The sequence below is a fragment of the Thermococcus sp. JdF3 genome, from assembly GCF_012027495.1.
In the GTDB taxonomy this organism is placed as follows: domain Archaea; phylum Methanobacteriota_B; class Thermococci; order Thermococcales; family Thermococcaceae; genus Thermococcus.
Window position 1 is genome coordinate 268768 of sequence record NZ_SNUK01000001.1, and the last position, 26122, is coordinate 294889.

The 26122-nt window shown below is 55.7% G+C and carries 24 protein-coding genes; 9 read left to right on the forward strand and 15 right to left on the reverse strand.

Features of this window, described 5'->3' with window-relative positions:
* Positions 1 to 130: 130 nt before the first annotated feature.
* On the forward strand, positions 131 to 1738 hold the full coding sequence (locus E3E42_RS01325) for a radical SAM protein (protein WP_167902326.1): 1608 nt from the start codon (positions 131 to 133) through the stop codon (positions 1736 to 1738).
* Here the strand turns inward: E3E42_RS01325 and E3E42_RS01330 are convergent.
* The 4 genes from E3E42_RS01330 to E3E42_RS01345 are packed head-to-tail and all read right to left on the reverse strand — an operon-like array spanning position 1732 to position 5089.
* A complete protein-coding gene (locus E3E42_RS01330; protein ID WP_167902513.1) occupies positions 1732 to 2580 on the reverse strand; it encodes a deoxyribonuclease IV in 849 nt (282 codons plus the stop codon). The two genes, E3E42_RS01325 and E3E42_RS01330, sit on opposite strands and share 7 nt — an antisense overlap.
* A 41-nt stretch (positions 2581 to 2621) precedes the next feature.
* Positions 2622 to 3683 (reverse strand): hypothetical protein, encoded by a 1062-nt coding sequence (locus E3E42_RS01335; protein ID WP_167902327.1) that lies wholly within the window; start codon positions 3681 to 3683, stop codon positions 2622 to 2624.
* The gene (locus E3E42_RS01340) at positions 3661 to 4794 is read right to left on the reverse strand and encodes a DUF373 family protein (protein WP_167902328.1); all 1134 of its coding nucleotides are present in this window, start codon (positions 4792 to 4794) and stop codon (positions 3661 to 3663) included. The genes E3E42_RS01335 and E3E42_RS01340 overlap by 23 nt, the downstream gene beginning before the upstream one ends.
* A complete protein-coding gene (locus tag E3E42_RS01345) occupies positions 4787 to 5089 on the reverse strand; it encodes an MTH1187 family thiamine-binding protein (RefSeq protein ID WP_167902514.1) in 303 nt (100 codons plus the stop codon). Before E3E42_RS01345 ends, E3E42_RS01340 begins: the two co-directional genes overlap by 8 nt.
* 92 nt (positions 5090 to 5181) lie before the next feature.
* Here E3E42_RS01345 and E3E42_RS01350 point away from each other — a divergent pair, with 92 nt between their 5' ends.
* Positions 5182 to 5799 carry a TIGR00296 family protein gene (locus E3E42_RS01350; RefSeq protein WP_167902329.1) on the forward strand — a complete coding sequence of 206 codons (618 nt, stop codon included), beginning with the start codon at positions 5182 to 5184 and terminating at the stop codon, positions 5797 to 5799.
* A 5-nt stretch (positions 5800 to 5804) separates the two neighbouring features.
* On the opposite strand, the gene E3E42_RS01355 is transcribed toward E3E42_RS01350, so the two are convergent.
* The 3 genes from E3E42_RS01355 to E3E42_RS01365 are packed head-to-tail and all read right to left on the reverse strand — an operon-like array spanning position 5805 to position 7785.
* Positions 5805 to 6206 (reverse strand): PIN domain-containing protein, encoded by a 402-nt coding sequence (locus tag E3E42_RS01355; protein WP_370519572.1) that lies wholly within the window; start codon positions 6204 to 6206, stop codon positions 5805 to 5807.
* Between the two features lie 39 nt (positions 6207 to 6245).
* Positions 6246 to 6404, reverse strand: coding sequence for a hypothetical protein (locus E3E42_RS01360; RefSeq protein WP_167902331.1), 159 nt, complete (start codon positions 6402 to 6404; stop codon positions 6246 to 6248).
* Positions 6405 to 6429: 25 nt separating this feature from the next.
* Positions 6430 to 7785, reverse strand: coding sequence for an RsmB/NOP family class I SAM-dependent RNA methyltransferase (locus tag E3E42_RS01365; protein ID WP_167902332.1), 1356 nt, complete (start codon positions 7783 to 7785; stop codon positions 6430 to 6432).
* A 103-nt stretch (positions 7786 to 7888) separates the two neighbouring features.
* Between E3E42_RS01365 and E3E42_RS01370 the strand changes: the two genes are divergently transcribed.
* Together E3E42_RS01370 and E3E42_RS01375 are read left to right on the forward strand one after the other, a co-directional pair.
* Entirely contained in the window at positions 7889 to 8443 is a 555-nt protein-coding gene (locus E3E42_RS01370) for a hypothetical protein (RefSeq protein WP_167902515.1), read from the forward strand.
* Between the two features lie 81 nt (positions 8444 to 8524).
* The gene (locus E3E42_RS01375) at positions 8525 to 12466 is read left to right on the forward strand and encodes a DNA polymerase domain-containing protein (RefSeq protein ID WP_167902516.1); all 3942 of its coding nucleotides are present in this window, start codon (positions 8525 to 8527) and stop codon (positions 12464 to 12466) included.
* Between the two features lie 52 nt (positions 12467 to 12518).
* Here E3E42_RS01375 and E3E42_RS01380 read toward each other — a convergent pair whose 3' ends face one another.
* The 4 genes from E3E42_RS01380 to E3E42_RS01395 are packed head-to-tail and all read right to left on the reverse strand — an operon-like array spanning position 12519 to position 15879.
* Positions 12519 to 13607, reverse strand: coding sequence for a hypothetical protein (locus tag E3E42_RS01380; protein ID WP_167902333.1), 1089 nt, complete (start codon positions 13605 to 13607; stop codon positions 12519 to 12521).
* A gap of 49 nt (positions 13608 to 13656) precedes the next feature.
* The gene (locus E3E42_RS01385; protein WP_167902517.1) at positions 13657 to 14352 is read right to left on the reverse strand and encodes an HAD family hydrolase; all 696 of its coding nucleotides are present in this window, start codon (positions 14350 to 14352) and stop codon (positions 13657 to 13659) included.
* A gap of 39 nt (positions 14353 to 14391) precedes the next feature.
* Positions 14392 to 15417 (reverse strand): DUF3226 domain-containing protein, encoded by a 1026-nt coding sequence (locus tag E3E42_RS01390; RefSeq protein ID WP_167902334.1) that lies wholly within the window; start codon positions 15415 to 15417, stop codon positions 14392 to 14394.
* Positions 15418 to 15879 carry a DUF2391 family protein gene (locus E3E42_RS01395; RefSeq protein WP_240913591.1) on the reverse strand — a complete coding sequence of 154 codons (462 nt, stop codon included), beginning with the start codon at positions 15877 to 15879 and terminating at the stop codon, positions 15418 to 15420. It lies immediately after the preceding gene.
* Between the two features lie 134 nt (positions 15880 to 16013).
* Between E3E42_RS01395 and E3E42_RS01400 the strand changes: the two genes are divergently transcribed.
* A complete protein-coding gene (locus tag E3E42_RS01400) occupies positions 16014 to 17489 on the forward strand; it encodes an S-layer protein (RefSeq protein WP_370519562.1) in 1476 nt (491 codons plus the stop codon).
* A gap of 136 nt (positions 17490 to 17625) precedes the next feature.
* Positions 17626 to 18780 (forward strand): MFS transporter, encoded by a 1155-nt coding sequence (locus E3E42_RS01405; protein ID WP_167902336.1) that lies wholly within the window; start codon positions 17626 to 17628, stop codon positions 18778 to 18780.
* Between the two features lie 20 nt (positions 18781 to 18800).
* Here E3E42_RS01405 and E3E42_RS01410 read toward each other — a convergent pair whose 3' ends face one another.
* The gene (locus E3E42_RS01410; protein ID WP_167902337.1) at positions 18801 to 21029 is read right to left on the reverse strand and encodes a methyl-accepting chemotaxis protein; all 2229 of its coding nucleotides are present in this window, start codon (positions 21027 to 21029) and stop codon (positions 18801 to 18803) included.
* Positions 21030 to 21235: 206 nt separating this feature from the next.
* Between E3E42_RS01410 and E3E42_RS01415 the strand changes: the two genes are divergently transcribed.
* The 3 genes from E3E42_RS01415 to E3E42_RS01425 all read left to right on the forward strand — a co-directional run bounded on the left by E3E42_RS01415 (position 21236) and on the right by E3E42_RS01425 (position 24057).
* The gene (locus E3E42_RS01415) at positions 21236 to 23461 is read left to right on the forward strand and encodes a DHH family phosphoesterase (protein ID WP_167902519.1); all 2226 of its coding nucleotides are present in this window, start codon (positions 21236 to 21238) and stop codon (positions 23459 to 23461) included.
* Between the two features lie 86 nt (positions 23462 to 23547).
* Positions 23548 to 23802 carry a hypothetical protein gene (locus tag E3E42_RS01420; protein ID WP_167902338.1) on the forward strand — a complete coding sequence of 85 codons (255 nt, stop codon included), beginning with the start codon at positions 23548 to 23550 and terminating at the stop codon, positions 23800 to 23802.
* A gap of 39 nt (positions 23803 to 23841) precedes the next feature.
* Positions 23842 to 24057, forward strand: coding sequence for a hypothetical protein (locus E3E42_RS01425; RefSeq protein ID WP_167902520.1), 216 nt, complete (start codon positions 23842 to 23844; stop codon positions 24055 to 24057).
* Between the two features lie 66 nt (positions 24058 to 24123).
* Here E3E42_RS01425 and E3E42_RS01430 read toward each other — a convergent pair whose 3' ends face one another.
* Genes E3E42_RS01430 through E3E42_RS01440 form a run of 3 tightly spaced genes read right to left on the reverse strand, consistent with a single transcriptional unit; the run spans position 24124 to position 26065 of the window.
* On the reverse strand, positions 24124 to 25305 hold the full coding sequence (locus E3E42_RS01430; RefSeq protein ID WP_167902339.1) for an MFS transporter: 1182 nt from the start codon (positions 25303 to 25305) through the stop codon (positions 24124 to 24126).
* A gap of 3 nt (positions 25306 to 25308) precedes the next feature.
* Positions 25309 to 25599, reverse strand: coding sequence for a PadR family transcriptional regulator (locus E3E42_RS01435; protein WP_167902521.1), 291 nt, complete (start codon positions 25597 to 25599; stop codon positions 25309 to 25311).
* A 49-nt stretch (positions 25600 to 25648) separates the two neighbouring features.
* Positions 25649 to 26065, reverse strand: a complete 417-nt coding sequence (locus E3E42_RS01440; RefSeq protein WP_167902341.1) for a PaaI family thioesterase — start codon at positions 26063 to 26065, stop codon at positions 25649 to 25651.
* Positions 26066 to 26122: the final 57 nt, after the last annotated feature.

The following is a 26122-nucleotide window of genomic DNA, read 5'->3' on the forward strand; positions in this document are numbered from 1 at the left end:
AGGTTTCCGTTCTGTGTTACTCTGTTTTGTAGTTATTAATTGGAATATTCTAAATTGGCACTTAGATATCTCCTGAAAATAGAAATTCTTAAATATGCAATTTTTTCTTCAGATGTATGTGGTGATCGAAATGACCAGGGTTGTTTTCACGTTGGATGAGACCCTGACGAGCACGTACCACGACGTCCCCCTGCTGGACTTCCTCGGCTGTGCGCCCTACGACAAACTCCCCAGGTGGGTCTTCCGGGTAATGGACACCCAGCTCCCGGACGAAGACGGCATCTTAATCCAAGCGCCCTACGGCCTCCGGAAGGTCGAGGCGGCGCTCCTCAGGAATGGCTTCGGGAGGGACGAGGTAGTCGTGGCGCACCCAAGGAAGGTAGAGAGGTTCATAGGTGAGGACACGACGATAGTTTCCCTCTACGAGATGGACCCCCTCGGCCTCGGTCCTGTAAGCATGATGTTCACCAACGGCGGCCAGTGGAGGAACTACACCCGCGTTAAGTTCAGGGAACTCGTCGAGAGGATAAACGCGGTAAGGGAAAAGAAGAACCTGGACTTCAAGCTCGTTGTCGGCGGCCCTGGAGCGTGGCAGCTCGACCTCAGGAAGGACGAGAGGGAAATGCTGAGGATAGACCACGTCGTCATGGGGGAGGCCGACCACGTTGCTGGAAGGCTCTTCAGGGAGATAGAGGCCGGAAGCGCCGACGAGACGATAGTAATCAGGGGCTGGCCGAGGGTGGAGGAGATACCCACCATCGTGGCCCCCTCCTACAAGGGGCTCGTGGAGATCATGCGGGGCTGTGGGCGGGGCTGCCGCTTCTGCGAGCCCAACCTGAGGGTTGCGCGCTTCATACCCCTCGAGAAAATCGAGATGGAGATATGGCTCAACGTTAGGGCCGGGATAGACCACGCCTGGCTGCACAGCGAGGACATCTTCCTGTACATGGTCGAGGACAGGAGGAACTTCTACCCCAACGTAGATGCCGTGGTTGAGCTCTTTGAGACCGCAAGGAAGTACACAAGAAACGTGAACCCTACCCACGGAACCGTTGCGGCAGCGCTAGCTGCGCCGGATATGATAGAGGCCATCTCGGGCATCGTTGACGCCGGCCCGAACCACTGGGTCGGCATACAGGTCGGCTTCGAAACCGCCGCCCCGGAGCTCATCGGCAGGTACATGAACAACAAGATGAAGCCGTTCTCCCCCGAGGAATGGCCCTGGGTTCTGCTCAACGGAACCTACGTCTTCAACAGGAACTACTGGTTCCCTGCATACACGACGATACTCGGTCTGCCCGGCGACACGGACGAGTACGAGATAGAAACGGCCCGGCTGATTGTCACGATGGAGAGGGAACTCGAGGAGAAGCTCGGCGAAAGGGCACACTTCACAGTGACTCCCCTTGCATTCGTGCCCATGGGCCTTCTGAGGGGTGAGGAGTTCTACCGCATTGAGGACATGATAACCTACGGGCAGTTCCTCCACCTCTATTATGCCTGGAAGCACCTGGCGAAGGAGGTCATCAGGGGCCTACCCCAAGTCCTGAAGGGAAATCCGTTCCTCATACCCTTCTACCCGCTGGCCCGCCTCGGGGTGAGGGTCGTGCTGAGGCAGATAGAGAAGTGGGGGAGGAAGAAGGGCTACGAGGTCAGGCCGCTTGAACCCCTCGATTTGCACATCGATGTCGAGGAGCACAGGTGGTACAGCCGGCCGAGTCTGGTGGAGGCTTACTGAGCCCTTATCTCCTCGTACCTTTTCTTCATCAGGAGTGCATCGCCCTCGATGTTGGGACTCTCGCTTATAACGACGCCCTTAACGCGGAACTCCTTGAGAACCCTGAGCAGGTCCTCCCAGTTCATGTCGCTCTCCTGCAGGTTCAGGTGGTTTCTTTCGCCCTTTGCCGTGTAGTTTATACCGCTTATGTGGATGTGCATGTTGTCGAGCGCCTCCCTGCCGAGCCGGTCCTCCATGAAGCTCAGCATCTCGCGCCACTCTTCAAGGGAGTTGCATTTTCCTTTGTTCCTCGCATGAGCGTGGGCGAAGTCTATTGTCGGCAGAACCGTCTCAAGCTCCTCGCTGAGCTTTACAAGCTCCTTCAGGTCCCCGAACTGGGTTGGCTTTCCGGTCAGCTCGGGCCTTATCCAGACCCTGACGCCCCTGTCCATCAGCTCGCGCTCTATCGCCCTCAGCCCGTCCCTTATCCTGTCGTAGACCTTCGCCGGGTCCTGCTTGAGGTAGTAGCCCGCGTGGAAAACAATGCTCCATCCGCCGGCGTCGTGAAGCCGTTCGGCGCTTTGAATTATTCTCTTTTTGCTGGCCTCGACCTTGGCTTTCTCCGCTGCATTGAGGTTGATGTAGTATGGGGCATGGGCCGTCAGCAGGATATCGTGCTTTCTGGCGACGTATTTTATCTTCTTGGCCAGCTCGGGCTTGATGTTGACCCCCCGGACGAACTCCAGCTCCATCGCATCGAGGCCGAGGTTTCTCACGTGGACTATCCCATCTACAGTTGAGCGCTTTGGGGTTGAGATTGGTATTCCGGCCGTTCCGAAGCGCAGCCTGTCAACTTTAAACATGCTCACCACCTAAAAGAATTAGGGGAGCCTAATTCATAAACCTATCGCTCTATCGATTCGCCCAGGGCTGCTTCGAGCCTGGAAATTGCCCCGTCCAGCTCCCTCTCGAGGTGCTCCAGCTTGCTCCTGAGCTTTTTGAGCTCCGCCTCTCTTTCCTCAATGAGTCTTTGGAGCTCCCACAGCTCCTTTTCCATGCCCCTGGCACCTGTTAGAACTTCGTCGCGCCTCCCTTCCAGCTCCATCAGCCTTCCCCGTTCCTCCTCTATCCTCCGCGCCCTCTCCTCGAGGTTATCGATGAGCCACTCCGCGGTCTTTCGGTACTTCCCCTCCAGGCCGGGGTGTATCCTCTTCACGAGGGATATGAACTCCTCTGGCTTTCTGAGTGCGACGGAGCTGTCCCTGACGAATTCCTGGGCGATGGCCTCGTGCAGGCGCAGCCTCTTAACGGGCTTTTGGAGCTTCGAGGCCTTCGAGCGTACTTCCGTTTCTTCGCTCCGTATCCTGGCCGAGAGGCTCTTTATCTCCGTCTCCAGCTCTTCCAGGCCGTGCAGGCGGCGCGATTCCTCAATCTCCGCCCGCTTCTTCTTAGCCTTCTCCTGGAGCGCGCGGATCTCGTCCGTGAGTTCTTCAATGCTTCTCCGGAGGGTTTTCTCCTCCGATAGAATCTCCCGTATTCTGAGGTCCTCCAGCCCCTTCTCCACCAGCTCGTTGTAGTACTTCACGTAGTCCTCGTTCAGCTCCTTCAACAGGCGATTTATTGCGTAAACGTCCTTCTCGAAGAGGATTATTAGGTACCTCCCGTGCCCGACGTGGAGCTTCGCGAGGTCCGGGAGGCGCTTTCCCAGGTCGTCCATGTCGCCGATGCTCTCCAGGGCGTTCCTGAGGGAAGTGACGTAGCTCTTCCGCTCCGCGGTAACGATTTTCCTAATGTTGTCGTCAACGTTCTTCGGGATATCCTTCCGTTCAAGGGAGTCTATCCTCTTCAGGACCTCCCGAAGCTTTTTCTCCAGGCGTTTGTTGTACTTTTTTCTTATTTTCTCGGCCTCTTTTGCGGCCTTCGTTCTCCTCTTATCGTACTCATCAAGCGCTTGCTCCAGCCTCAACTCTCTCCCATCCCCTAACTTTTCCCCTCATGTAGATTCCAACAAGAACCGCCACCGCGACGTCCGCCAGTGCAAACAGGAGCTTCGTGAAGACCTCTATGTCGGAGAGCGTCAGTATGGCCATCGCGTAGCGGGTGGTGAGGTCTATCGTCACCCACAGGGCCGGCATCATGAGCAGCGTTGATGTGTAGTACCAGATGTGGTGGTCCTTCCTCAGGTAGGACTGTATCACCTTACCGGTTATCATGACAGCTACCCCTATTATCAGGGAGGGGTTGAGTGCGTTGATGTAGATCAGCATCGCGAGGAGCGGCGTTCCTGGATAACTGCCTATCAGCTCCAGGGAGTACTCCTCGAGCCGGAAATATGCGTTTATCGCACCTCCAATGATGATCAGCGCTCCGGCTATGACCGAGATGACGAAGACGAACTGCTTGGCTATGGTCTCACGGACGTTGAATCTGAAGCCCTTGGTGAAGAAGTAGCCGCCGATGAAGAGCAGTATCGTGCCGGTTATCGTGGCGGAGATTATCTTAACGCTCTCCGGATACCAGACGCCGATGAGGCGTGCTATCCCGTACAGCAGGAGTATCATTCCGGGAATGCCGAGGACTACCTTCGCCACCTCGGGGTCGCTCAGTATCTCCTTAAGGTAGCGGTAGATGATGTAGTATGTCGTCTCTATGCCCTCGCTCTGTTTGACCACGACGCGGTGGGAGCTTATTATGGGAACCTTTGAGGTTATTATCGGGAATATCTGCTCGTCCTCTGCCCCGTCGGTTACCGTTATGACTCCGTCGGCAGGGAACCTCTCGAGAACAAGCTCCAGCTGTCTGGCCAGCTCCAGGTCGCTCTTGACGCCCACCTTGGGGTGGCCGGTTATGAGGGCCACCTGAACGTCTTCGAACTCGTCGCTTTCGCGCAGCCCGTCGTAGAGCTTGACCGCTGCGTAGACCACGTTGGCGTCGCTGTCCTCGGGGTCCGCAAGGCTCAGCTTGAGAGCCGCATCTATGCAGGCGTCTCGCCCGATGACCGGCCCCTCAACACCGGCCTTCTGCCCGAAATCGTCGTCGCGGTCTATAGCGAGAATCAGTGCTTTAATATCAACCACCCCTCACCTTCTCCATCACGGATTTAACCTTGTCCTCCATGTGCCTCTCCCTGTCGCGCCGGTCGTCAATCCTGACGGTGGTTGAAACCCTTTCCGCCCCGAGCTTGAAGGTCAGCTCGTGGGCCTCCTCGATTATCTCGAATGCTTCCCTTACCGTTGGAACCTCTATGATCGTGGCCATCGGCGTCAGTTGATACTTAACCCCCTTCCTCTCTAAAAGCTTTACCACTTCCGCTACGTACCTGCTCAGGCTCTTCTCTCCGAGGGGGACGATAACGAACTCGACGATGACCATCTTCGACACCCGACTTAACTTTTTTCGGCAATCTTTTAAGGGTTGCGGGAAAGCTAAATAACCCCAAGTGCAACTCCTTTAGGGGTGAGACCGTGTACATGATCAGGGATGAGTGGGGGGAGTTCCTCGTCAGGCTCGCGAGAAAAGCCGTTGAGGAGTACGTCAGGAACGGCAGGACGATAAGGCCACCTGAGGACACACCACCTGAACTCTGGGAGAAGATGGGAGTCTTTGTGACGCTGAACAAACGCCATGCCCCGCCTCAGATGGCCCTGAGGGGCTGTATAGGCTTTCCCCTGCCGATTTACCCGCTGGTGGAGGCCACTATAAAGGCGGCAATCTACGCGGCCGTGGACGACCCGCGCTTCCCGCCGGTCAGGGAAAGCGAGCTGAACGATCTTGTAGTTGAGGTCAGCGTTCTGACACCGCCAGAACCCATAGAGGGGCCGCCCGAGGAAAGGCCGGGGAGGATAAAGGTCGGCCGCGATGGACTGATAATCGAGAAGGGCATCTACTCGGGTTTGCTGCTCCCGCAGGTGCCGATAGAGTGGGGCTGGGACGAGGAGGAGTTCTTAGCCCAGACCTGCTGGAAGGCCGGATTACCTCCAGACTGTTGGCTCGATGAGGATACGAAGGTCTACCGCTTTACCGCAGAGATATTTGAGGAAGAACGCCCCGGCGGCTCGGTGAGGAGGAAGCCGCTGGTTTAACTTTCTTACCTTGAATCCCAGTAGTCCTTCGGAAGGAGAACCAGCCCGGGAATTGGCCTGAAGTCATCGTCAAATGTAGCAAGACGTTTAACTCCGTTTTGGAGCATCGTTGCCACTATTCTCGCGTCGTGGGGGAGGAGGGAGTACTTCTTCATGGTGGCAATCGTTATGTAGACGTCCGCGTCCGTGAGGATTGCAACGTCCGCCTCTTCAATCAGCCCCATGACGAGTTCTATGGCCTCATCGATGACCTCCTGTCCCTCGGGAGTGTGGAGGCGCTTCTTGACCTCAAAACGGTTTTTCACTCCTTTAAGAGAAAACAGCTTGCGGATTATGACGTACACACTCTCATCGACGACGGTCTCGGAAGTTAAGAGGGGGTATCCTCCAGGACTTTCTCCGCGAATTCGGTGAGTTCAGTCTCAACGATGAGGTTTACGATAACGCTACTGTCCAAGAACGTCCCTGTATTCCTCAATGTACTCACGGAGCTCCCTCCAGGAGCCCTTTATCCTTCTTCTCCTCAGCTTTCTCGAAAAGTGGCCTGTCCGGAGCATGTTGGCCAATGCAAAGACCTCATCAAACTCCGAAACCATGCTTTCCATGTGTATGATTTAGGGGGCCCAACTTTTAACCCTTTCTCATCTTCGCTATAAAAAAGCTGTTGCAGTCGTGCCTGTGCGTCCACGCTCTAAAGACCTTCTCCCCTACCTCAAGGAAGCCCCTGTCGCCCCAGCTGAAGTCGTAGGGAACGAGCTCCAGTCCGGCCCTGTTTATCGCGAAGAGCACGTTCTCTTCGTCCTCGTCAACCCTTATGGAGCACGTCGAATACGTCATCTCGCCGCCGTCGCGGAGGTTCTCGTACGCGTTGCGGAGCATGTTGCGCTGGACGCTTATGATGCGCTTTATCTTCTCCTCGTTGAAGCGCCATTTTACCTCGGGGAACTGGCGGTAGGTTCCGGAGCTTGAGCACGGTGCATCGAGGATTATCTTATCGAACTTCTCCCTGTCCTTGAAGCTCTGGCCGTCCGCGTGAACCAGCTTGACGTTTTTAATGCCGAGAAGTTTCATCTTTTCCCTCATGCGCATGAGCCTGTCGTAAGAGTAATCCACCGCCACTATCTCACCGCGGTTCTCCATCAGAGCAGCAGCGTGAAAGGTCTTGCTCCCCGGCGCGGCCGCCAGGTCGAGGACCCTCTCACCAGGCTCCGGGGCCAGAACGTGGGCGACGTAAGCGCTCGCCAGATCCTGAATCACGAACTTCCCTTCCCTGTACCAGTCGAGCCTCGTTACGGGCGTTTTGTAGTCGAGAACCTTCAGGACATCGGGGACGGGGGTTCTTGCCGTCCTTACCCCGTTCTCCTCAAGATAATCGCGGAGGGAATCGACGTCCGTTTTCAGCGTGTTGGCCCGGACGTAATAGCGTTGCGGCCTGTTGTTGCTTAGGAGCAGGCGAACGGCTTCATCGTAGCCGAGGAGGTCTATCACGTACTCAACGTACCAGCGCGGGTGGGAGAAGCGGACGGAGAGCCACTCGATTCTGTCACGCTCCTTGAGCTTCTTGAGCGCCTTATCAACGTCGAACCTCTCTATCGAGTGCATGAGCGCGTTGACGAACTTTGCCCTGCTGAAGTCAAAGCGCTCCTTGACGACGCGGATTATCGAGTCTGTAGCTATTGCCGGCGGAACCCTTCTGAAGTGTATCTCAAAGGTTCCTATGCGGAGGAGATTAGCCAGGTAAGGGTCGAGATCTTCGACCTTTGAGCCTTTAAGCACAGAATTGATTATGAAGTCTATTTTAGCGCGCCACTTCTCTATCTCGAAGACGTAGGCGTGGGCCAATCCGCGGGCCTTGTCCCTGTCCCTGCCAGCTACCCGCTTAAAGACCCTCTCGAGGGCGTGCTTCGACGACAGCTCGCGCTCCTCAACCAGGCTTAAAGCGTCGGCCACAACTTCCTGAAAGCTCACCCTGTAAAACAGCTCCATGGACGGGGCTCTGAGCGGGAGTTTAAAAAGGTGGTGGTGTGTTTCTACTTTGTTCGCCGAAATACTTATTACCTTGGAACGTGGGATTAACGTGGTGGAGTCAATGAAGCTGAGCAGTGTGGTGGCCCTTGCGGTGTTGCTGATAGTCCTGGTTTCGGCCCTCCATCTCCACGTCCAGAGAGAGCGTTTGGACGCCTTTATTGAGGGGCAGAGGGACTGTGAAGGATCTTGGATCCATCTCGTCACCTTCTCCACGATGGTTGATATCCAGTTCCACTCCAAGAACGCAATAGAGGCGCTCAACTCGAATTCCACTGCCGTGTTTAACCTTTCCACCGTTGAACTTGAGGGTGATTTTCTGAGCCTCCTCAATCACTTAATCGAGACCGCGGATTACCTTGAACTGGACACGTTCAACGATTCGGTTCTTGTAATGGTCGATACTGGGCCGTGCCTGGATTTTCTAAACGTCTCAAGAACGGCTTTCATCAACGGAACTGCCAACGTCTCCGCCGTCCGTGAGGGATTAAACCTGATTCACGACTTTGCAACGGAATGGCGAGAGAACGGCGACTACCCCAGTGAAGAGCTTTTGAAAGCCAACGCCGAGCTTCAGCGGAAGTGCGGTGCCCTTGTTCCAAGAGTTGTGAGCCCTTGATTGTTGTTTTCTCCTCTTTTCTGATAACATCGATGGCGAAGTTTATTAGTTCTCAGTTCGATAATCAGGCAGGTGTTGGTCATGATCCTTGACGTTGATTACATCACCGAGAATGGAAAGCCCGTCATCAGGGTCTTCAAGAAGGAGAACGGCGAGTTCAGGATTGAATACGACCGCGAGTTCGAGCCCTACTTCTACGCGCTCCTCAGGGACGACTCTGCCATCGAAGAAATCAAAAAGATAACCGCGGAGAGGCACGGCAGGGTCGTTAAGGTTAAGCGCGCGGAGAAGGTGAAGAAAAAGTTCCTCGGCAGGTCTGTGGAGGTCTGGGTCCTCTACTTCACGCACCCGCAGGACGTTCCGGCAATCCGCGACAAAATAAGGAAGCACCCCGCGGTCATCGACATCTACGAGTACGACATACCCTTCGCCAAGCGCTACCTCATAGACAAGGGCCTAATCCCGATGGAAGGTGAGGAAGAGCTTAAACTCATGTCCTTCGACATCGAGACGCTCTACCACGAGGGAGAAGAGTTTGGAACCGGGCCGATTCTGATGATAAGCTACGCCGATGAAAGCGAGGCGCGCGTGATAACCTGGAAGAAGATCGACCTTCCTTACGTTGAGGTTGTCTCCACCGAGAAGGAGATGATTAAGCGCTTCTTGAGGGTCGTTAAGGAGAAGGACCCGGACGTGCTGATAACATACAACGGCGACAACTTCGACTTCGCCTACCTGAAAAAGCGCTGTGAGAAGCTTGGCGTGAGCTTTACCCTCGGGAGGGACGGGAGCGAGCCGAAGATACAGCGCATGGGGGACAGGTTTGCGGTCGAGGTGAAGGGCAGGGTACACTTCGACCTTTATCCAGTCATAAGGCGCACCATAAACCTCCCGACCTACACCCTTGAGGCTGTATACGAGGCGGTTTTCGGCAAGCCCAAGGAGAAGGTCTACGCCGAGGAGATAGCCACCGCCTGGGAGACCGGCGAGGGGCTTGAGAGGGTCGCGCGCTACTCGATGGAGGACGCGAGGGTTACCTACGAGCTTGGCAGGGAGTTCTTCCCGATGGAGGCCCAGCTTTCCAGGCTCATCGGCCAAGGCCTCTGGGACGTTTCCCGCTCCAGCACCGGCAACCTCGTCGAGTGGTTCCTCCTAAGGAAGGCCTACGAGAGGAACGAACTCGCTCCCAACAAGCCCGACGAGAGGGAGCTGGCGAGGAGAAGGGGGGGCTACGCCGGTGGCTACGTCAAGGAGCCGGAGCGGGGACTGTGGGACAATATCGTGTATCTAGACTTTCGTAGTCTCTACCCTTCAATCATAATCACCCACAACGTCTCGCCAGATACGCTCAACCGCGAGGGGTGTAGGAGCTACGACGTTGCCCCCGAGGTCGGTCACAAGTTCTGCAAGGACTTCCCCGGCTTCATTCCGAGCCTGCTCGGAAACCTGCTGGAGGAAAGGCAGAAGATAAAGAGGAAGATGAAGGCAACTCTCGACCCGCTGGAGAAGAATCTCCTCGATTACAGGCAACGCGCCATCAAGATTCTCGCCAACAGCCTTCTTCCCGGGGAGTGGGTTGCGGTCATTGAAGGGGGGAAACTCAGGCCCGTCCGCATCGGCGAGCTGGTTGATGGACTGATGGAAGCCAGCGGGGAGAGGGTGAAAAGAGACGGCGACACCGAGGTCCTTGAAGTCGAGGGGCTTTACGCCCTCTCCTTCGACAGGGAGTCCAAGAAAGCCCGCACAATGCCGGTGAAAGCCGTGATAAGGCACCGCTATGCCGGGGAAGTTTACAGAATAGCTCTCAACTCCGGAAGGAGGATAAGCGTGACGCGGGGCCACAGCCTCTTCGCGTACCGGGACGGCGAGCTTGTGGAGGTGACGGGGGAGGAGGTCAAGCCCGGCGACCTCCTGGCGGTGCCAAAGCGGATAACCCTCCCGGAGAGGAGGGAGAGGCTCAACATCGTTGAACTGCTCCTCGAACTGCCCGAGGAGGAAACGGCCGACATCGTCATGACAATTCCGGCAAAGGGTAGAAAGAACTTCTTCAGGGGAATGCTCAGAACCCTCCGCTGGATTTTCGGGGAGGAGAAGAGGCCGAGGGCGGCCAGGCGCTACCTGGAGCACCTTGCTGGGCTCGGCTACGTGAAGCTGAGGAAAATCGGCTACGGGGTGGTTGATAGGGAGGGACTGGAAAGGTACCGCGCGCTCTACGAGAGGCTCGTGGAGGTAATCCGCTACAACGGCAACAGGGGGGAGTTCATCGCCGATTTCAACGCGCTCCGCCCCGTCCTCCGCCTGATGCCCGAGAAGGAGCTTGAAGAGTGGCTCGTTGGGACGAGGAACGGGTTCAGGATAAGGCCGTTCATAGAGGTTGATTGGAAGTTCGCAAAGCTCCTCGGCTACTACGTGAGCGAGGGGAGCGCCGGGAAGTGGAAAAACCGGACCGGGGGCTGGAGCTACTCGGTGAGGCTTTACAACGAGGACGGGAGCGTTCTCGACGACATGGAGAGACTCGCGAGGGAGTTCTTTGGGGGCGTGAGGCGCGGGGGGAACTACGTCGAGATTTCAAAGAAGATGGCCTACATAATCTTCGAGGGGCTCTGCGGTTCACCGGCCGAGAACAAGAGGGTTCCGTGGCTTATCTTCACGTCCCCTGAGGAGGTCCGCTGGGCCTTCCTTGAGGGGTACTTCATCGGCGACGGCGACGTTCACCCGAGCAAGATGGTTCGGCTCTCCACCAAGAGCGAGCTTCTGGCTAACGGCCTCGTCCTGCTCCTGAACTCGCTGGGCGTCTCAGCGATAAAGCTCCGCCACGACAGCGGGGTTTACAGGGTCTACGTGAACGAGGAACTGCCCTTTACAGAGTACCGGAAGCGGAAGAACGCCTACTACTCCCACGTCATACCGAGGGAAGTGCTGGAGGAGACCTTCGGCCGGGCCTTCCAGAAGAACATGAGTCACGGGAAATTCAGGGAGCTGGTGGAAAGCGGGGAGCTCGACGCGGAAAGGGCCGGTAGGATAGGCTGGCTCCTCGACGGGGATATAGTCCTCGACAGGGTCTCGGAAGTCAGGAAGGAAAGCTACGAGGGGTACGTCTACGACCTGAGCGTTGAGGAGGACGAGAACTTCCTGGCGGGCTTTGGGTTCCTCTACGCGCACAACAGCTACTACGGCTACTACGGCTATGCCAGGGCAAGATGGTACTGCAGGGAGTGCGCCGAGAGCGTTACGGCATGGGGAAGGGAGTACATCGAAATGGTCATCAGAGAGCTTGAGGAAAAGTTCGGTTTTAAAGTCCTCTATGCAGACACAGACGGTCTCCATGCCACCATTCCTGGAGCGGACGCTGAAACAGTCAAGAAAAAGGCAATGGAGTTCTTAAACTATATCAATCCCAAACTGCCCGGCCTTCTCGAACTCGAATACGAGGGCTTCTACGTCAGGGGCTTCTTCGTCACGAAGAAAAAGTACGCGGTCATCGACGAGGAGGGCAAGATAACCACGCGCGGGCTTGAGATAGTCAGGCGCGACTGGAGCGAGATAGCGAAGGAGACGCAGGCGAGGGTTTTGGAGGCGATACTCAGGCACGGTGACGTTGAAGAGGCCGTCAGAATTGTCAGGGAAGTCACCGAAAAGCTGAGCAAGTACGAGGTTCCGCCGGAGAAGCTGGTTATCCACGAGCAGATAACGCGCGAGCTCAAGGACTACAAGGCCACCGGCCCGCACGTAGCCATAGCGAAGCGTTTGGCCGCCAGAGGTGTTAAAATCCGGCCCGGAACTGTGATAAGCTACATCGTTCTGAAGGGCTCCGGAAGGATAGGCGACAGGGCGATTCCCTTCGACGAGTTCGACCCGACGAAGCACAAGTACGATGCGGACTACTACATCGAGAACCAGGTTCTGCCGGCAGTTGAGAGAATCCTCAGGGCCTTCGGCTACCGCAAGGAAGACCTGCGCTACCAGAAGACGAGGCAGGTCGGGCTTGGCGCGTGGCTGAAGCCGAAGGGGAAGAAGAAGTGAGGAATTATCTGGTTTCTTTTCCCAGCATTAAATGCTTCCGACATTGCCTTATTTATGAAACTCCTGTTGTGCCTGAGTTTGTGCCAGAAAACAGCCTGTTCTGACGGCGCTTTTTCTTGCCAGGTCTCTTGAGTTTCGCAAGGGTCTTCTCGACCAGCTCAATGGTCTTGTCGTCATTGTTTTGGAGCCTAAGCACGGCCCTGATTAGGTTCTCCTTGTGGGTTTCGTCCAGGAAATCGTCCCGCAAAATGGCCCGGATTATCTGTCTCTTCGCGCGGTTATTCACTACCTCTTTGAAAGCATCATAATCCTCTCCGAGCGTCTGGAACTCCTTGTTCTTTTCACCATACCGGGGGTTGGAGAGGGTCTTGTCGTAATACTGAATGTGGTGATGGCGGTAGTGCGTGACGAGTGCGGCAATCCAGTAAGCGTACTCATCATCTGGAAAAACACTAAGTCTAAGGTAGGGGCTCCCTTCAACGAATGAGTTGCATATGGGGCAGTAAACCAAGAAACCGTCCGCGGGGAAGTCGTTTACAAGTGGCGCACTTGAGCGGAAAAACGATTTCACATACTTCAAGACGGCTTCAGCCTTTTGGTCGAATGTCAGCCTGTCCTTGGCGGCTTCTCCAAGTGGAGTGCTGAATTTCCCTAGAAAGTTTGCTTTTTCGGCAATTTCCTCTGCAATTTCGTAGAATGCAGTGCGGGCCATCCACGCCTCAACAAAGTCTTTCACCGTCAGTTCGGGGCCGAACGTCGCCTTGAGGTCTTTGAATTTCTCAATGTCCTCACAATCGGGGGCAAGGAGTAGCAAGTATTTCACGAGGGGGTGGTTCACGGTCGTGGTGTAAATTTCAGCGGTTCTGATTTTCTTTTTTCTGATTTTGCGGGTGGTGGTTCGTATGAACTTGCCCTTCCAGTCTTGATAATCGAATTTGAAGGTCCACCCGGGGACTTCATACTGGCGGTAATAGACAGGGATTCCTTCCTCAAGGACTTCCCGGAGGCATTGGAGTTTTTTGGTGGGGTTTTCACAGGATTTGCTCACTTGTGTGATTTCTCGTTCGATTGAATCTGTCCACTTGAGGGTGTAGGTCGAGACGGTGAGCGCGTATTCCGGGAGCGGGTCTTGAGGCTCCATTTTTCAGTCCTCCTCCGGCGAAGAAGTGGAACTCAAGCCGGGTGTTAGCTTATGTTCCCAACTCCTCCAGCACCTCCAGGATCCCCTCAACTCCCGGAACCTCGAAGCCCCTCTCGTGGATCTTTCTAACTTCCTCTGCCTCCGGGTTTATCCAGACCGCCCACATGCCGGCTCTCAGCGCACCCTCGAAATCCTCCGCGTAGGTGTCGCCGATGTGGATTGCCTCGTCCGGCTCGACCCCGAAGGCATCGAGCGGTTTTCTGAACATCTCGGGCATCGGCTTATACGCCAGAACCTCGTCGGCGAAGAAGGTTCCCTCAATGTAGTCCATCAGGCCGAACCTCTCGAGGAGGAGTCTCGTGTAGGAGCCGGGCCAGAACATCACGTTGCCCGTCACGGTAACCCTCAGGCCCTTTCTCCTGACGCCCTCCAGCGCCTCCTTCGCCCCGGGGAGAACTATCTCGTCCCCAACGTTGAGTGTTGCCCTCGCGGCGGCCCTCCTGACCAGTTCGACGTCTGTGCCGAGAAGCTCGGCCAGCATCTCCTGGCTCTCCTCCAGCGCCTTCTCGGGGTCCCCCTGAGTCCCGGCGCGCATGCGCTTTATCCTCTCGCGCGTGAGCATCATGCCCTCGACGACGTCTATTATGCACGCTCCCATCAGCCTGGAGAGCTCAACGGCCATGGCGTCGAGCATAACCTCTATGTCGAGGAGTGTGTTCCAGACGTCGAATGAGACGAGTTTCATCTTTATCACCAGTGAAAACTGGGAAGGGAACTTAAAAACTCAGCGCTCGGCAAAGGCGAGGTATCTAAGCCCCTCCATGAGCCCTGCCTCGCGCAGGACTGCTTTGAGGTTTCTGAACCTTGAGCGCATGACGAAGAGCTCGTAGAACCCTTCGAGGTTTCCCCAGTGGCCGTATGCTGAGAGGGCCAGGTACATGACCTCCTTTGGCTTGAGCTTCCTGCCGAGGCTCCCGTTGAGGGCCTCCAGTCCGGGCCTTATCCTCTCCAGCAGGCCCTCCCTCTCTATGAGGTGGAGCATCAAATCCTCAACGGTGGGTTTCTTCCATTCTACGGCCTCGTCTTCGAAGGGAAGGCCGATTATCAGCGGAACCACCTCGGTTTTCCCGACGCGGTAGCCAAGGGGCGTTTTTTCATGCCTGAACCCTGATAGCTTCCCCGCTATCGAGGCTAGAGCGGCGTCTCTGTTCTCATCGATGTCGATTGCAACGCCGAGTCTCTCGACGGTGAAGCCAAAAACGTCCATCACCCGGAGGAAGTTGCCGAGATTCCTTATCACCCCGGAGTTGCCCTCGCTTGGCAGCACCGCGATGTAGTACTCGTCCCTCTCGCGCTTCAGCAGGTCGAAGTTGTCGCGCTCAAAGACGCGCTCGATGAACCGCAGAGAGTACGGTGCTTCCCGGCTCTCCCTGAACTCGAAGAGCTTCTTGAAGACCGCCTTGAAGAACTTCGCATCTGTCTTCCCCTCGACGAAGAGCACCGAGGTCCTCGCGTTTCCCCCGGAAAAGCCACCGCGGACGTCGAAGTCGAGGTACTTCCTCAGCTCGTAGACCTCCTTCATGGTGAGGCTCTTCCCTGTGTCCGAGTATAGGAGGACGTTCTCCTCGCCCCGCCGGAACTTCCAAGCGATTAAATCAATAAGCTCAAGGCTCGCCGTGATGACGGTTTCCTTTCCGGTCAGGGAATCAACGAAGTCGATGAGTTCATCGCGGTTTTTCCTGTACTCTGGGAAGAGTATGGATTTTTCGTCTGCGAAGGCTTCCCACCTTTTTCCTGTTACGAGCCTCATTCACTTCACCATATCAACGGTTATTGCGCCTATCACAGCGAAGGTGCTTATAAGTATGGTAGCGTTGATGTATTGGCCAGGGGTGAAGTCGGCCAGGCCGTTTATCCCGTAGAGATATATCAGCCCAGCGGAGATGAAGTACGCTATCCCCGTGACGGTTAGGAGTCTTTTGGGGATGTGAAACAGCTCCTCCCTCTTCAGGTTCCCTATTCGGGATTTGGCGATGAACAGGTAGGCGACGCCGAGCGTCATCAGGAGTATAGCCAGCGAGCGCTCAACGGATATGTCCTTGGCTATCTCCCACAGCTCCGCCGTGAAGAGAAACGGAAGGGCGAAGGTTACGGCACCGATGATCTCCTGGGCAATGTCGTCCCATCCGAGCTGATCTGGAGCTTTTCTCTTCTCGTTCTCTTTTTTCAATTCCTGGATGCTGGAATACAGCTCCTCAAGTTGTCTCTCCATTTTGGTTCGCCTTTCGTTTTCAATCCGACGCTCAGGTTCGGGGTTCATCATCCCGTCAGCATTGGATTCACTCATCATCGCGGAGGTGTTTTTCTCAGGAAATATTATAAACATTGAGCTTTAATCTGAACCTGGTGATAAGAGGTATGAAAAATGTCCTAGTGGTTGTTACGGTCATCATGATTTTGGGATTGGCCATTGCGCCCATCAGCGCAGAGGTCGCATGGATTAACTCAGCCAACACAGTGATAGTCCTTCCAACCACTAAGATAGTTAACGGGACGCCTTTGCACATAGGGGAAGATGCGATAAGCGGGTCGAGATTGGGGGCGTTCCTTGTTCTTCAGGGGATAACCATTGGAAAGTACACCTCAGTCGCTTCTGTGCCGGTTGAATACCACAGCGTCCTTATCCCGGACGAAAACCAGGTTTACCTGTTGAACGAAGAGGATATGCCGGACGTGGGAATCAACGTCAGTGATCAGCCTGTGGGTGATGTGGTGGTTGTTCAGGTGAACTTCTCCCGTGTGGGGTTCAACCTGACTCGGGGCTCGGTGGAGTTTCTTGACAGGAGTGTTGAGGTGACGTTTAACGAGAACACGACCCCCCTCGACGTTGGTGAGGATTACAAGGTTGTATCAACCACCGTTGATGGGAAGGACACGATGTTTCTATACTCCCACGAGGCTGCTGATTCAAAACTCACGTCCCTCGGCGACTCGATAACGGTCGGCGGGTGGAAGCTCAAGCCTCTGGACATAAATATCAACGCCTCGAAGATGCTGGTTGAGCTAACGTATCCGAGCGGCATCATCAAGACTAAGGCCATGGCGCGGGGCAGGTATTACATCATGTACCTAACCGCCGATGGTGAGGAGGACTTCGAAGAATACGACAGTTATCCGGTCTCCAGGCTCAACGAACTCTTTGAAGCGGGAGCGGATAAAGTGTTCCTGTTTTCCCCGACTGACTTCTTTATTGGGGTAAGTGGATCCAAGACCGTCATCTATAGCTACGAATACTATGAGAAAGTTGGGCGGTATCAGGATGGGGATATCTACAGTGACCAGTGGGTCTGGGACATAGACCCTGAGCACGGGCTCTACACACTTTACCTGCACGTGGGTGGTGAGGGCTTCCCGCGGGTGTTCGTGGCTCCCGGACAGTCCCTCTCGATCCCGACGGGATGGAACTTGAGCATTGTTCCCTTCTTTGCCAAGAACGCCCAGGGGGATATCGTCGGTGTGAGTGGTTACCGTTTCGTGCGTAGGGTCTCCGTGGCCAAACAGGTCTCCATAACCGCCCCCAAGGTTCAGGCGACCGAGGATGTCTACTCCCTCATAATAAACGACACTCAGCTGACCGCCCTTCCAAGCGATAAAAACGTTATCATCGTGGGGGGCTGGGTCAGCAACAGCGCCTGGGCTCTCCTGGAGAGGGTCTACGGGAAGGATGTTGTGGATTCCATAAAGCGGGAGATACTGCGCAACGGCTACGTTGTGAAGAACCTTCCCAACCCGAACAACAGCAGGTACAGGGTCATAATACTGGCCGGCAGGACCCACGTGGAAACCGGTAAGGCGGTTGAGGAGTTCATGGCCAGCCAGTGAACTTTTTCATTCTATTGACTTTTTTGAACCCTTCAATAGTGGGGAGATGGATTTGGTGCCTTGATACGCATGGTTAACTGCACCCAACCTTTGGTTTGCGACAAGGTTATATACTCAAATCGCGGTCTGAACGTTCATGTCACTGCAGAACTATCGCGGGTTCGGAAGGGACGCATGGCTGCTCGTTGCCTACTCCTTCGCCTCCGCCTTCGGGGGCAACATAGCCTGGTTTATCTTCCCGTTCTACCTCAAATCGCTCGGCTTTGACTACACCAACATAGGCGTGGTCTTCTCGCTCTCAACGCTGGCCCAGGCAGCGGTTCTGTTGTTCTCAGGCCCATTCGGCGCGAGAGTGGGCTACAAGAAAACCGTCCTCCTTGGAGTGAGCATGATGTTCCTCGGGAGGCTCGCCCAGGTTCTCCACCCGACCCTCTGGATGCTCACCCTGGGCGGCGTCCTGATAGGGATAGGCATGGCGTTGGAGTCGCCTTCATTCATGGCACTGCTCAGCGGGGAGGTGGAGGACGGAAAGAGGCACTACCTGTTCAGTCTCTCCTCAGGAATCGGCACGATAGCCTCCGCCCTCGGAATACTCGTCGCGGGCTTTCTCTCGCGCTGGCTGAGCTATGGAGGAGTGTTCTCCCTGGTTCTCGTGGTCATACCTATTCGGTTCGCGATAGTTCTCTTCGTCAGGCCCGTGCTTGAGAGACACTCTCGCGGGCTGAACCTCGACAGGAGCCTTCTCATTAGAATAGGCCGCTTCGCACTTCCGGGGGCACTGATAGGTCTGGGTGCAGGAATAGCGATTCCCTACATGGGGCTCTGGTTCAACCAGCGCTTTGGAACGAGCCTGGAGAGTATCGGCTGGCTCTTCGCCTTCCAGCAGTTCATAATGGGGATCGGGATGTTCCTGCTGCCCATGATAGCCGACAGGTTTGGCAGTGTTAAGACCATCGTCTCCTTCAACGGGACGGCGAGCCTCCTCATAGGCGCCCTTCCGTTCTCGCCGGTGTTCCCAGTGGCGGCGGTCGTATACATCCTCAGGACGATACTGATGAACATAGTCAACCCGATATGGAACTCCTTCATGATGGGGTTCTTCGAGGAAGAGGAGCGCTCCACCGCGATGGCGCTTAACAGCCTGGCATGGACCGCGACCTTTGGGGTGGGCCAGTACGTGGGCGGCGTTCTCTTCGACATGTCCCTGGTCTGGCCGTTCCTGATAACCGCCTTCCTGTACAGCCTCTCGATGGTGGTATTCTGGGGCTTCTTTGGAAAGAAGGGGGGGTGAAAAAGAATAGGTATGGAGATTCAGAGCCTGAACTGTTCAACGTTCTGGCGAAGACGCTTGGCGATTTCCCTGAGTTTCCGGGCTTCGGAGCTGAGCGTCTCAATCTCTGCTCTCTGCTCCTGCATGGCGGAGTTAACCTCCTCCGCGCTGGCGGTGGTCTCCTCTGCACTTGCGGCAAGGTTTTCCAGGGCTTGGAGTGCTTTCTCAACCTCCTCCTGCGTCCTGATGGTCTGCTCCCTTATCTCCTCAACTTTGGTGCCAACGTTCCCTATCATTTCGGCGATGTAGCCGAGATAGCCCAGGCTCTCACTCAGGGTCTCCGTTGAACTGGCCACGTTCTTTACTCCCTTCTGGGTCTCTTCCACGGCTTTCTGAACTTTCTCGTCCATCTCATCTATGATGTCCCTTATCGTTTCCGCGGCGCTCTTGCTTTCCTCCGCCAGTCCCCTTATCTCCTGGGCAACGACCGCGAAACCTCTACCTGCTTCCCCCGCCCTTGCCGCTTCGATCGCCGCATTCAGGGCAAGGAGGTTTGTTTGCTCCGCAATGTTGCTTATGGTATGGGTTATCTCGCCTATGCGTTTGCTCATCTCACTGACCGCGTTAACTGCCTCCTCTATGAAGTCCATGGAGCGTTTAATGCTCTCAACGTCCCTAACCGCTTCGTCTCCCTTCTCTCTTCCTTCCTGTGCTATTCTGACGACTTCATCGATAGCCCTCTCGAACTCGTCCATGATGTTGGAGGTTTCTGAGGTGGTGTCCGAGACGAGGCGCATTCCTTCGGTTATCTCGTTTATGTGCTCCTGCTGGCGCTGGGCCTCAATGCTGACCTGTTCTATTGCTTCACTAACTTGGTTGGTCGAGTTTCTGACGTGGGTCGCGATATCCGCCAGTTCCCTGGCCTGCTCGTCCAGGGTTACTCCAATCTCCCTGATGTTTCCAATAAGGGCTTTCATCTTGGCTGAGGTCTTTTGGAGTGCAGTTATTATGTTCTGGAGGTCTCCCCGGGCCTTGGCGTCTATGGTGTAGTTCAGCCGGCCCTCAGCCATGGCTTCGAGCTTGTCGATAACCCCGTTGAGGGTGCCTATGACGTCGGCGGATATGGCCTCGAAAGCGGTTATCAGTTTTCCTATCTCATCGTCCCTGTGGGGGTAGTCTATCGAACCAACCACTTCCCTCGCATCCTCAAGCCTGCCCGCCGCTATGAACTCCGCCGCGTTCGTGAGCTGCGATATTGGCTGCAGCGCCCTCTTTAAATATCTAGCACTCAGGAGTACAAGCCCCCCTGCCACCAGTATTGTTACCGTCATCCCGTACAGGAGTTCCTTTGATGCGTCCGTCTTCGCCTCGTCCAGCGCGGTTACAAGCCCGCCGATGAGCTCATCCTCCGGCGCTATAGCGGCTATCGTCCAGTCTGTGGTTTTGCTCCTGGCGAATGAGATCACCATCTTTGTCCCATCCAGTTCTATTTCAACAACCCCATCCTCCGAGTTTTCCATTGCCCTAGCCAGTGCCGCGTATCTGCTGTCCTCAAAGACGTTCAGCTTTCCAACGACCTCCGGGTCGGGGTGGATTATGACGGTTCCATTGCGGCTGATGACAAAGAGGTATCCCGTTTTACCCACCCGGGTGTTCACTATTTCATTCGCCAGGTATGAGAAGTCAACGTCTATTCCAAGAACGCCCTTCACGGTCCCCTTGTACTTCACGGGGGTGACGTAGGTTATCACGGTCTTATTTGTTATTATGTCCGTGTAGGGCTCCATCCAGAACGCTCCCCGAGATACCGCCCCCTGGTACCAGGAGGACTTTGTGGCGTTGTACCCCTCGGGAAGTTCGGCTCGGGGGATTATTATTACTTTTCCGGTTTCATCGGCGTAGTAGGCGTTTATTATGTCGTCATTTGAGTTTTTCAAGTCCCCGAGTCTGCTGAAAATGCTTGCGCCGAAGATTGGGGTTCGTGAGTAGCCCGGTTCGACTTCGTCCTTCACGTAAAGCGATCCTATCGAGTTTGCATAGGAGTTCGTGACGACGATCAGCGGCCTGAGCCTTTCATCAATCGTCACGGCGTATTTCTGGCTCTCCAGAAGGGCTATCTGTTTTGCATGTTCTGCCAGGGTGGGGGCCACGTTTTCCTCTATCTTCTGCCCCATGCCGTCTATCGTCCTGAACTGGATTAGTGATGTTATTAGTATGACCATCAGGACCGTCCCGAGGAGTGCGGTGTAAAGCTTCTGGCGGAATTTCAATTCTATTCCCCCCATTGAGACATTTTACTATCTTGAGCCATCTTTCGGTTGCATTTTATCCCTAATTTCGTGTTCTTTTAAGCGCTTTGTGTAGGGTGGGGGGTAGGTTCTAACTGCGAACCGGTCGTTGAAAATTACGCATTTAGTTGGGGAGAGTGTTGATTAATGTTTTTAAGCTTCCCGGAGAACCCACCGCGGTGATGCTCATGGTGGTTAAGGACTGTCCCGAGTGCCACGGAACCGGGAAGGTTAAGGTTGGCGAGAAGGAGTGTCCCGTTTGCGAGGGCTGGGGTTACGTTCCTGCCGATTTCAAGGTTGGAGAGAAGCTGAAGGGCTATCGCAACCTCGACTACATCGGCGTTGAGGACGAGGTTGACGAGATACCCTGTCCCGAGTGCCACGGGAAGGGCGTCGTGCCGGTTTACGACACCTGCCCGACCTGCGGTGGGACCGGCCGCGTTCTGGCCTGCGACATCTGCGGTAAGGTGAAGGGGCCCTGGGAGCCCGGTATGGAAACCACCTGGGTCTGCCCTGACTGCATGCGTAAGTACAAGGTCGTTTACGTTCTCGACAAGACCTGCGACGTTGAGGACATTGAGATTGGGGGCGTTTACAAGGGCACAATCGACCGTGTCGAGCGCTTTGGCGTCTTCGTCAAACTCAATCCGCACGTCAGGGGTCTTATACGGAGGAAGGACCTCCTCGGCGGGAGGGATTACAAACCTGGAGACGGGATACTCGTTCAGGTTCTCGACGTAAAGCCGGACAGGGGCGAGGTAGACCTCATTGAATCCGCCCTCAAACACTACAAGGAGGTAGTCGTCAGAAAGGAGCTCCCGGTAACGCTCATCGGCGACCTCCGCAAGGACATGGCGGGCCAGACGGTCAGGCTTCGCGGCAAGGTCACCCAGATACAGGTCACCGGCGGGCCGACGGTCTTCACGATAACGGACGGAACGGGTATAACCTGGGCCGCGGCTTTTGAGGCTCCTGGAGTTAGGGCCTACCCCAACATAAATGTCGGAGACATCGTGGAGATAATCGGGAAGATAGCCTTCCACTCCGGCGAGATTCAGATCGAGACCAGCGACATGGCGAGGCTCTGGGGGCCGGAGGCTGCCGAGGTCAAGAGACGCATAGAGGAGGAGCTCGACAGGCGCGCCCAGCCCAAGGACGTGGGCTTTCTGGTTGAGAGTGAAGTGCTCGAGGCTTTGAAGCCGAAGATAATGAAGGCCGCATCCACGATACGCCGCGCCATCCTGGAGGGCAGGCCGATACTGCTGAGGCACCACGCCGACGCGGACGGCTACACCTCGGGCCTGGCCCTTGAGTACGCGATAGTTCCGCTCATCGAGGAGGTTTCTCCCGACTCGGGTGCCAGGTGGAAGCTCTTCAAGCGCAGACCGAGCAGGGCACCCTTCTACGAGCTGGAGGATGTCCTCAAGGACATAATCTTCATGATAGAGGACCACGAGAAGTTCGGCGACCCCTTGCCGCTTTTGGTTATTGTTGACAACGGTGGAACGAGCGAGGATATTCCGGCCTACAGGCGCATAAGGGCCTTCGGCGTTCCGATAGTGGTCATAGACCACCACGACCCGCGCGAGTGGGTGAGCGAGGACAGGGCGAAGGTGGACGACTACGTTGATGTTCACGTCAATCCGCACCACATAAAGCGCGGCTACTACGAGTTAACGGCGGGAATGCTGGCAACGGAAGTGGCGCGCTTCATCAACCCAGAAGTCGAGGACAAGATAAAGCACCTGCCTGCCATCGCTGGAACCGGGGACAGGAGTAAAGCTCCCGAGTTCTACCAGTACCTTGAGATAGCGAAGAAGGCCAAGGGCCTCGACGAGGAAGACCTCAAGAAGATAGCAGAGGTAATAGACCACGAGGCCTACTTCTGGAAGTTCATGGACGGGCACGGCATAATAGACGAGATTCTCCTCCTCACGGGCAACCTCCAGAGGCACCGCGAGCTGATAAACGCGATCTACCCGGAGGTCAGGGAGAAGCAGGAGAAGGCTTTGAGGGCTTCGCTGCCCCACGTCAAGAGCGTCGTCCTGCCAAACGGCATAAGGTTCAACACGATAGACATCGAGCTGTTTGCCCCGAAGTTCTCCTATCCAAGCCCCGGCAAGCTCTCCGGCCTAATTCACGACCACTTCAAGGAGAAATATGGTGAAGATGCCCCGATACTCACCCTCGCCTACGGCCCGGACTTCGCGGTTGTCAGGGCCGCGGACGGGATGGCGGCCTACAACTTCGACCTGAACGAGATAATCCCAAGGCTCCAGGAGGCCCTGCCGAGCGCTGGAATCGAGGGCGGCGGCCACAGCTACGCCGGCTCGATAAAGTTCTTCGAGGGCATGCGCAAGGAGGTGCTTGAGGAGTTCGCCAAGCAGGTGGTCAAGCTGAAGAAGGTCGGCTGAGGCCTTTCTTATTCTCCCCTCCTCCAATGCCAACCTTTTTAACATCGCCGACATAGGATTCATGAGCAATATCCGGAGGAATGTTGATGAAAATCGTTCTTGAGGTTACCTTCAGAATGGGCGGTGTTTCCTACCGCGGCCACCGCTGGGAGGGCGATGCCCTTGTTTTCGAGTTCGAGCGCCTTGGAGATGCCTTCATTCAGGTTCTCAGCAGGAGGAAGGTGGAGGAAGAGGTCGAGCGCGAGCCCTCGGCCGTGATCGTTGAGCTGAAGACCAAGGAGGGCGGGAAGATATTCGAGGCCGCCCTCGAAGGTGGCGTTTACAGAGCGAGGGAGCCTTAGGTTTTTATACCTCTCCCCCAATTCTCTACGGTGATGCCCATGTACATGGCGGAGTTCAAGCTTCGCTTTGGTGACAGGAAGTGGTACGTCAGGAGGCTCGTTGAAGCTTCGAGCGTTGAGGAGGCCGAGGAGAAGGCCAAACGCTATGCAGAGGCCATGAACCGCGGAGAGGTTAAATGGGAGTTCAGCTATGTTATTGAGTCTGGAAGGCCCCTCCTCATAGGCGACGAGGAGCTTGGGAAGCTCGGTGCTTGATTTTATCCCTTTTGTCGACCCTTTCTGACCTTTTCCTGATTTCGGGAGAAAAGCAAAGGGAAAGAGTTACTGCTCCCTCACGAAGGCCATTAGAACCATGGCAACGACGTTCATGGCCGCGGCGAAGGTGAACGCGTAGGCCAGGGAGTGGGAACTCCAGAGCCAGCCCGCTATCACCGAGGCGGGAAAGACGAAGACGCCGAAGACGGTGTGGTAGGCCCCTATTACCGTGCCCTTCTCGTATTCCCTCGCCAGGTCCGCCATGTAGGCCCTCGGAATCGTGTCCTCGATGGCGATGTAAATCCCGTAGAGGACGAAGGCGGCGATCAGTGTGTAGAAGTCCCTCGCGTGGGCAAAGGCCAGAGCCGCCAGAGCTGCAACTCCGAAGCCGAGGGTTATCATCCTCTTCTTGCCGAAGGTGTCGGAGTAAACCCCGAGGGGATAGGCCGAGAGGGCGTAGATTAGGTTGAAGAGGGCGTAGAAAGCTATGCTCTGGACGACCGAATACCCCAGCTCCTGGGCCTTCCACATCGTGAAGGCGTAGCTGTACCTTCCGAGGGCACCTATCGCCACCACCGCGAGGAAGAGCTGCAGGTTCCTGTTCTTCAGAGTGGATATGCCCTTTATCTTCCTCTTGACCTCACCGCCCCGGTCCTTCACGAAGAGGATTATAACGAACAGAGATATCGCCCCGGGAACGGCCGAGAGCAGGAAGATGTAGCGGTAGGCCGTTTCCGCGGGAAGACCATTCAGGAGCTCGATGAGTGCTATGGCAACGAGCGGCCCGGCGACGGCCCCGAGGGTGTCCATCATCCTGTGGAAGCCGAAGGACTTTCCGGTCTTCCCCTTCTCGCTCGACTCGGCTATCAGCGCGTCCCTGGGGGCCGTCCTTACCCCCTTGCCTATCCTGTCCACCGCGCGCAGAAGGAGGAAGTCCCACCAGTAGCGGGTGAATGCCAGGGCACCTTTGGCGAGGGTTGAGAGGGCGTAGCCCGCGAAGACGAAGACCTTCCTCTTTCTAAAGCGGTCGCTCACGTAGCCAAAGGCAACCTTGAACAGCGAACTCATGCTTTCTATCGCGCCCATAACGGAACCGCTGAGCAACTTTCCGGCGTCGAGAACCTCCATCAGGTAGCTCGGCATAACGGGCATTATCATCTCGCTGCTCATATCGTTGAGGAAGCTGACGATTCCGAGCAGGAAGACGTTCCAGCTTATTCCGGATATCTTCTTCTCCCTTTCCTCCATTCCTCATTCCCCCAGCAGTTCAAGGCAGAGTTCCCTCAGCCTCTCCTTGCCCTCGTCGAGGGTTCTCCGGCCGATTTCCGTTATCTCGTAGACCCTAACCCGTCTCCCACTCCGGACCTCCCAGTGGCTTTTGAGGAGGCCCTCCTCTTCCAGGGAGTGAAGGAGTGGGTACATGGTTCCTGGGCTGATGTGGTAACCGTGTCTCTCAAGTTCTTTCATCAGAAACGAGCCTGTAACTGGTTCTTCGCTCGCGTGGTGGAGTATGTGCAGGGTCAGGAAGTCGCGGTACTTCATATCGGACACCGATATCGAAATGCGATATTTGGGTTTAAAAAATTTTGGCTCATTCGAGCACGTGCTTCTCCAGAACGTAGCAGTGGAAGGTTCCCTCGAAGACTTTCTCGTCCCTCTCGTTGAAGACCTCTGCTTTCACCAGCTTCTTCCTCCGGGGGGACGTTCCGCCCCCCACACCCCCTCCGGACTCTTCTATAACCTCCGCCCTCGCCACGAGCCTATCACCGACCCTCACCGGCTTTAAAAACTTGACCTCTGCCTTTCCGAGCACAACCGTTGGCTCGTTGACGGCTAACATGGCCGCGTAGTCAGCCAAGCCAAAGGTGAAGCCGCCGTGAACCAGCCCGTACTCGTCGACCGCCATCTCTTTGACGGTCTCCATAAGAACTTCCGCGTAATTCTTCTCAATTTTCACGGGCTTTCCAACCAATCTTTCAGAGGTCAGCCTGTGAGTCATCTGCTCCATCGACATCACCGTTTAGAGTTCTCGCGAGTGCTTAAACATCTAACGGAGTTATGCAAA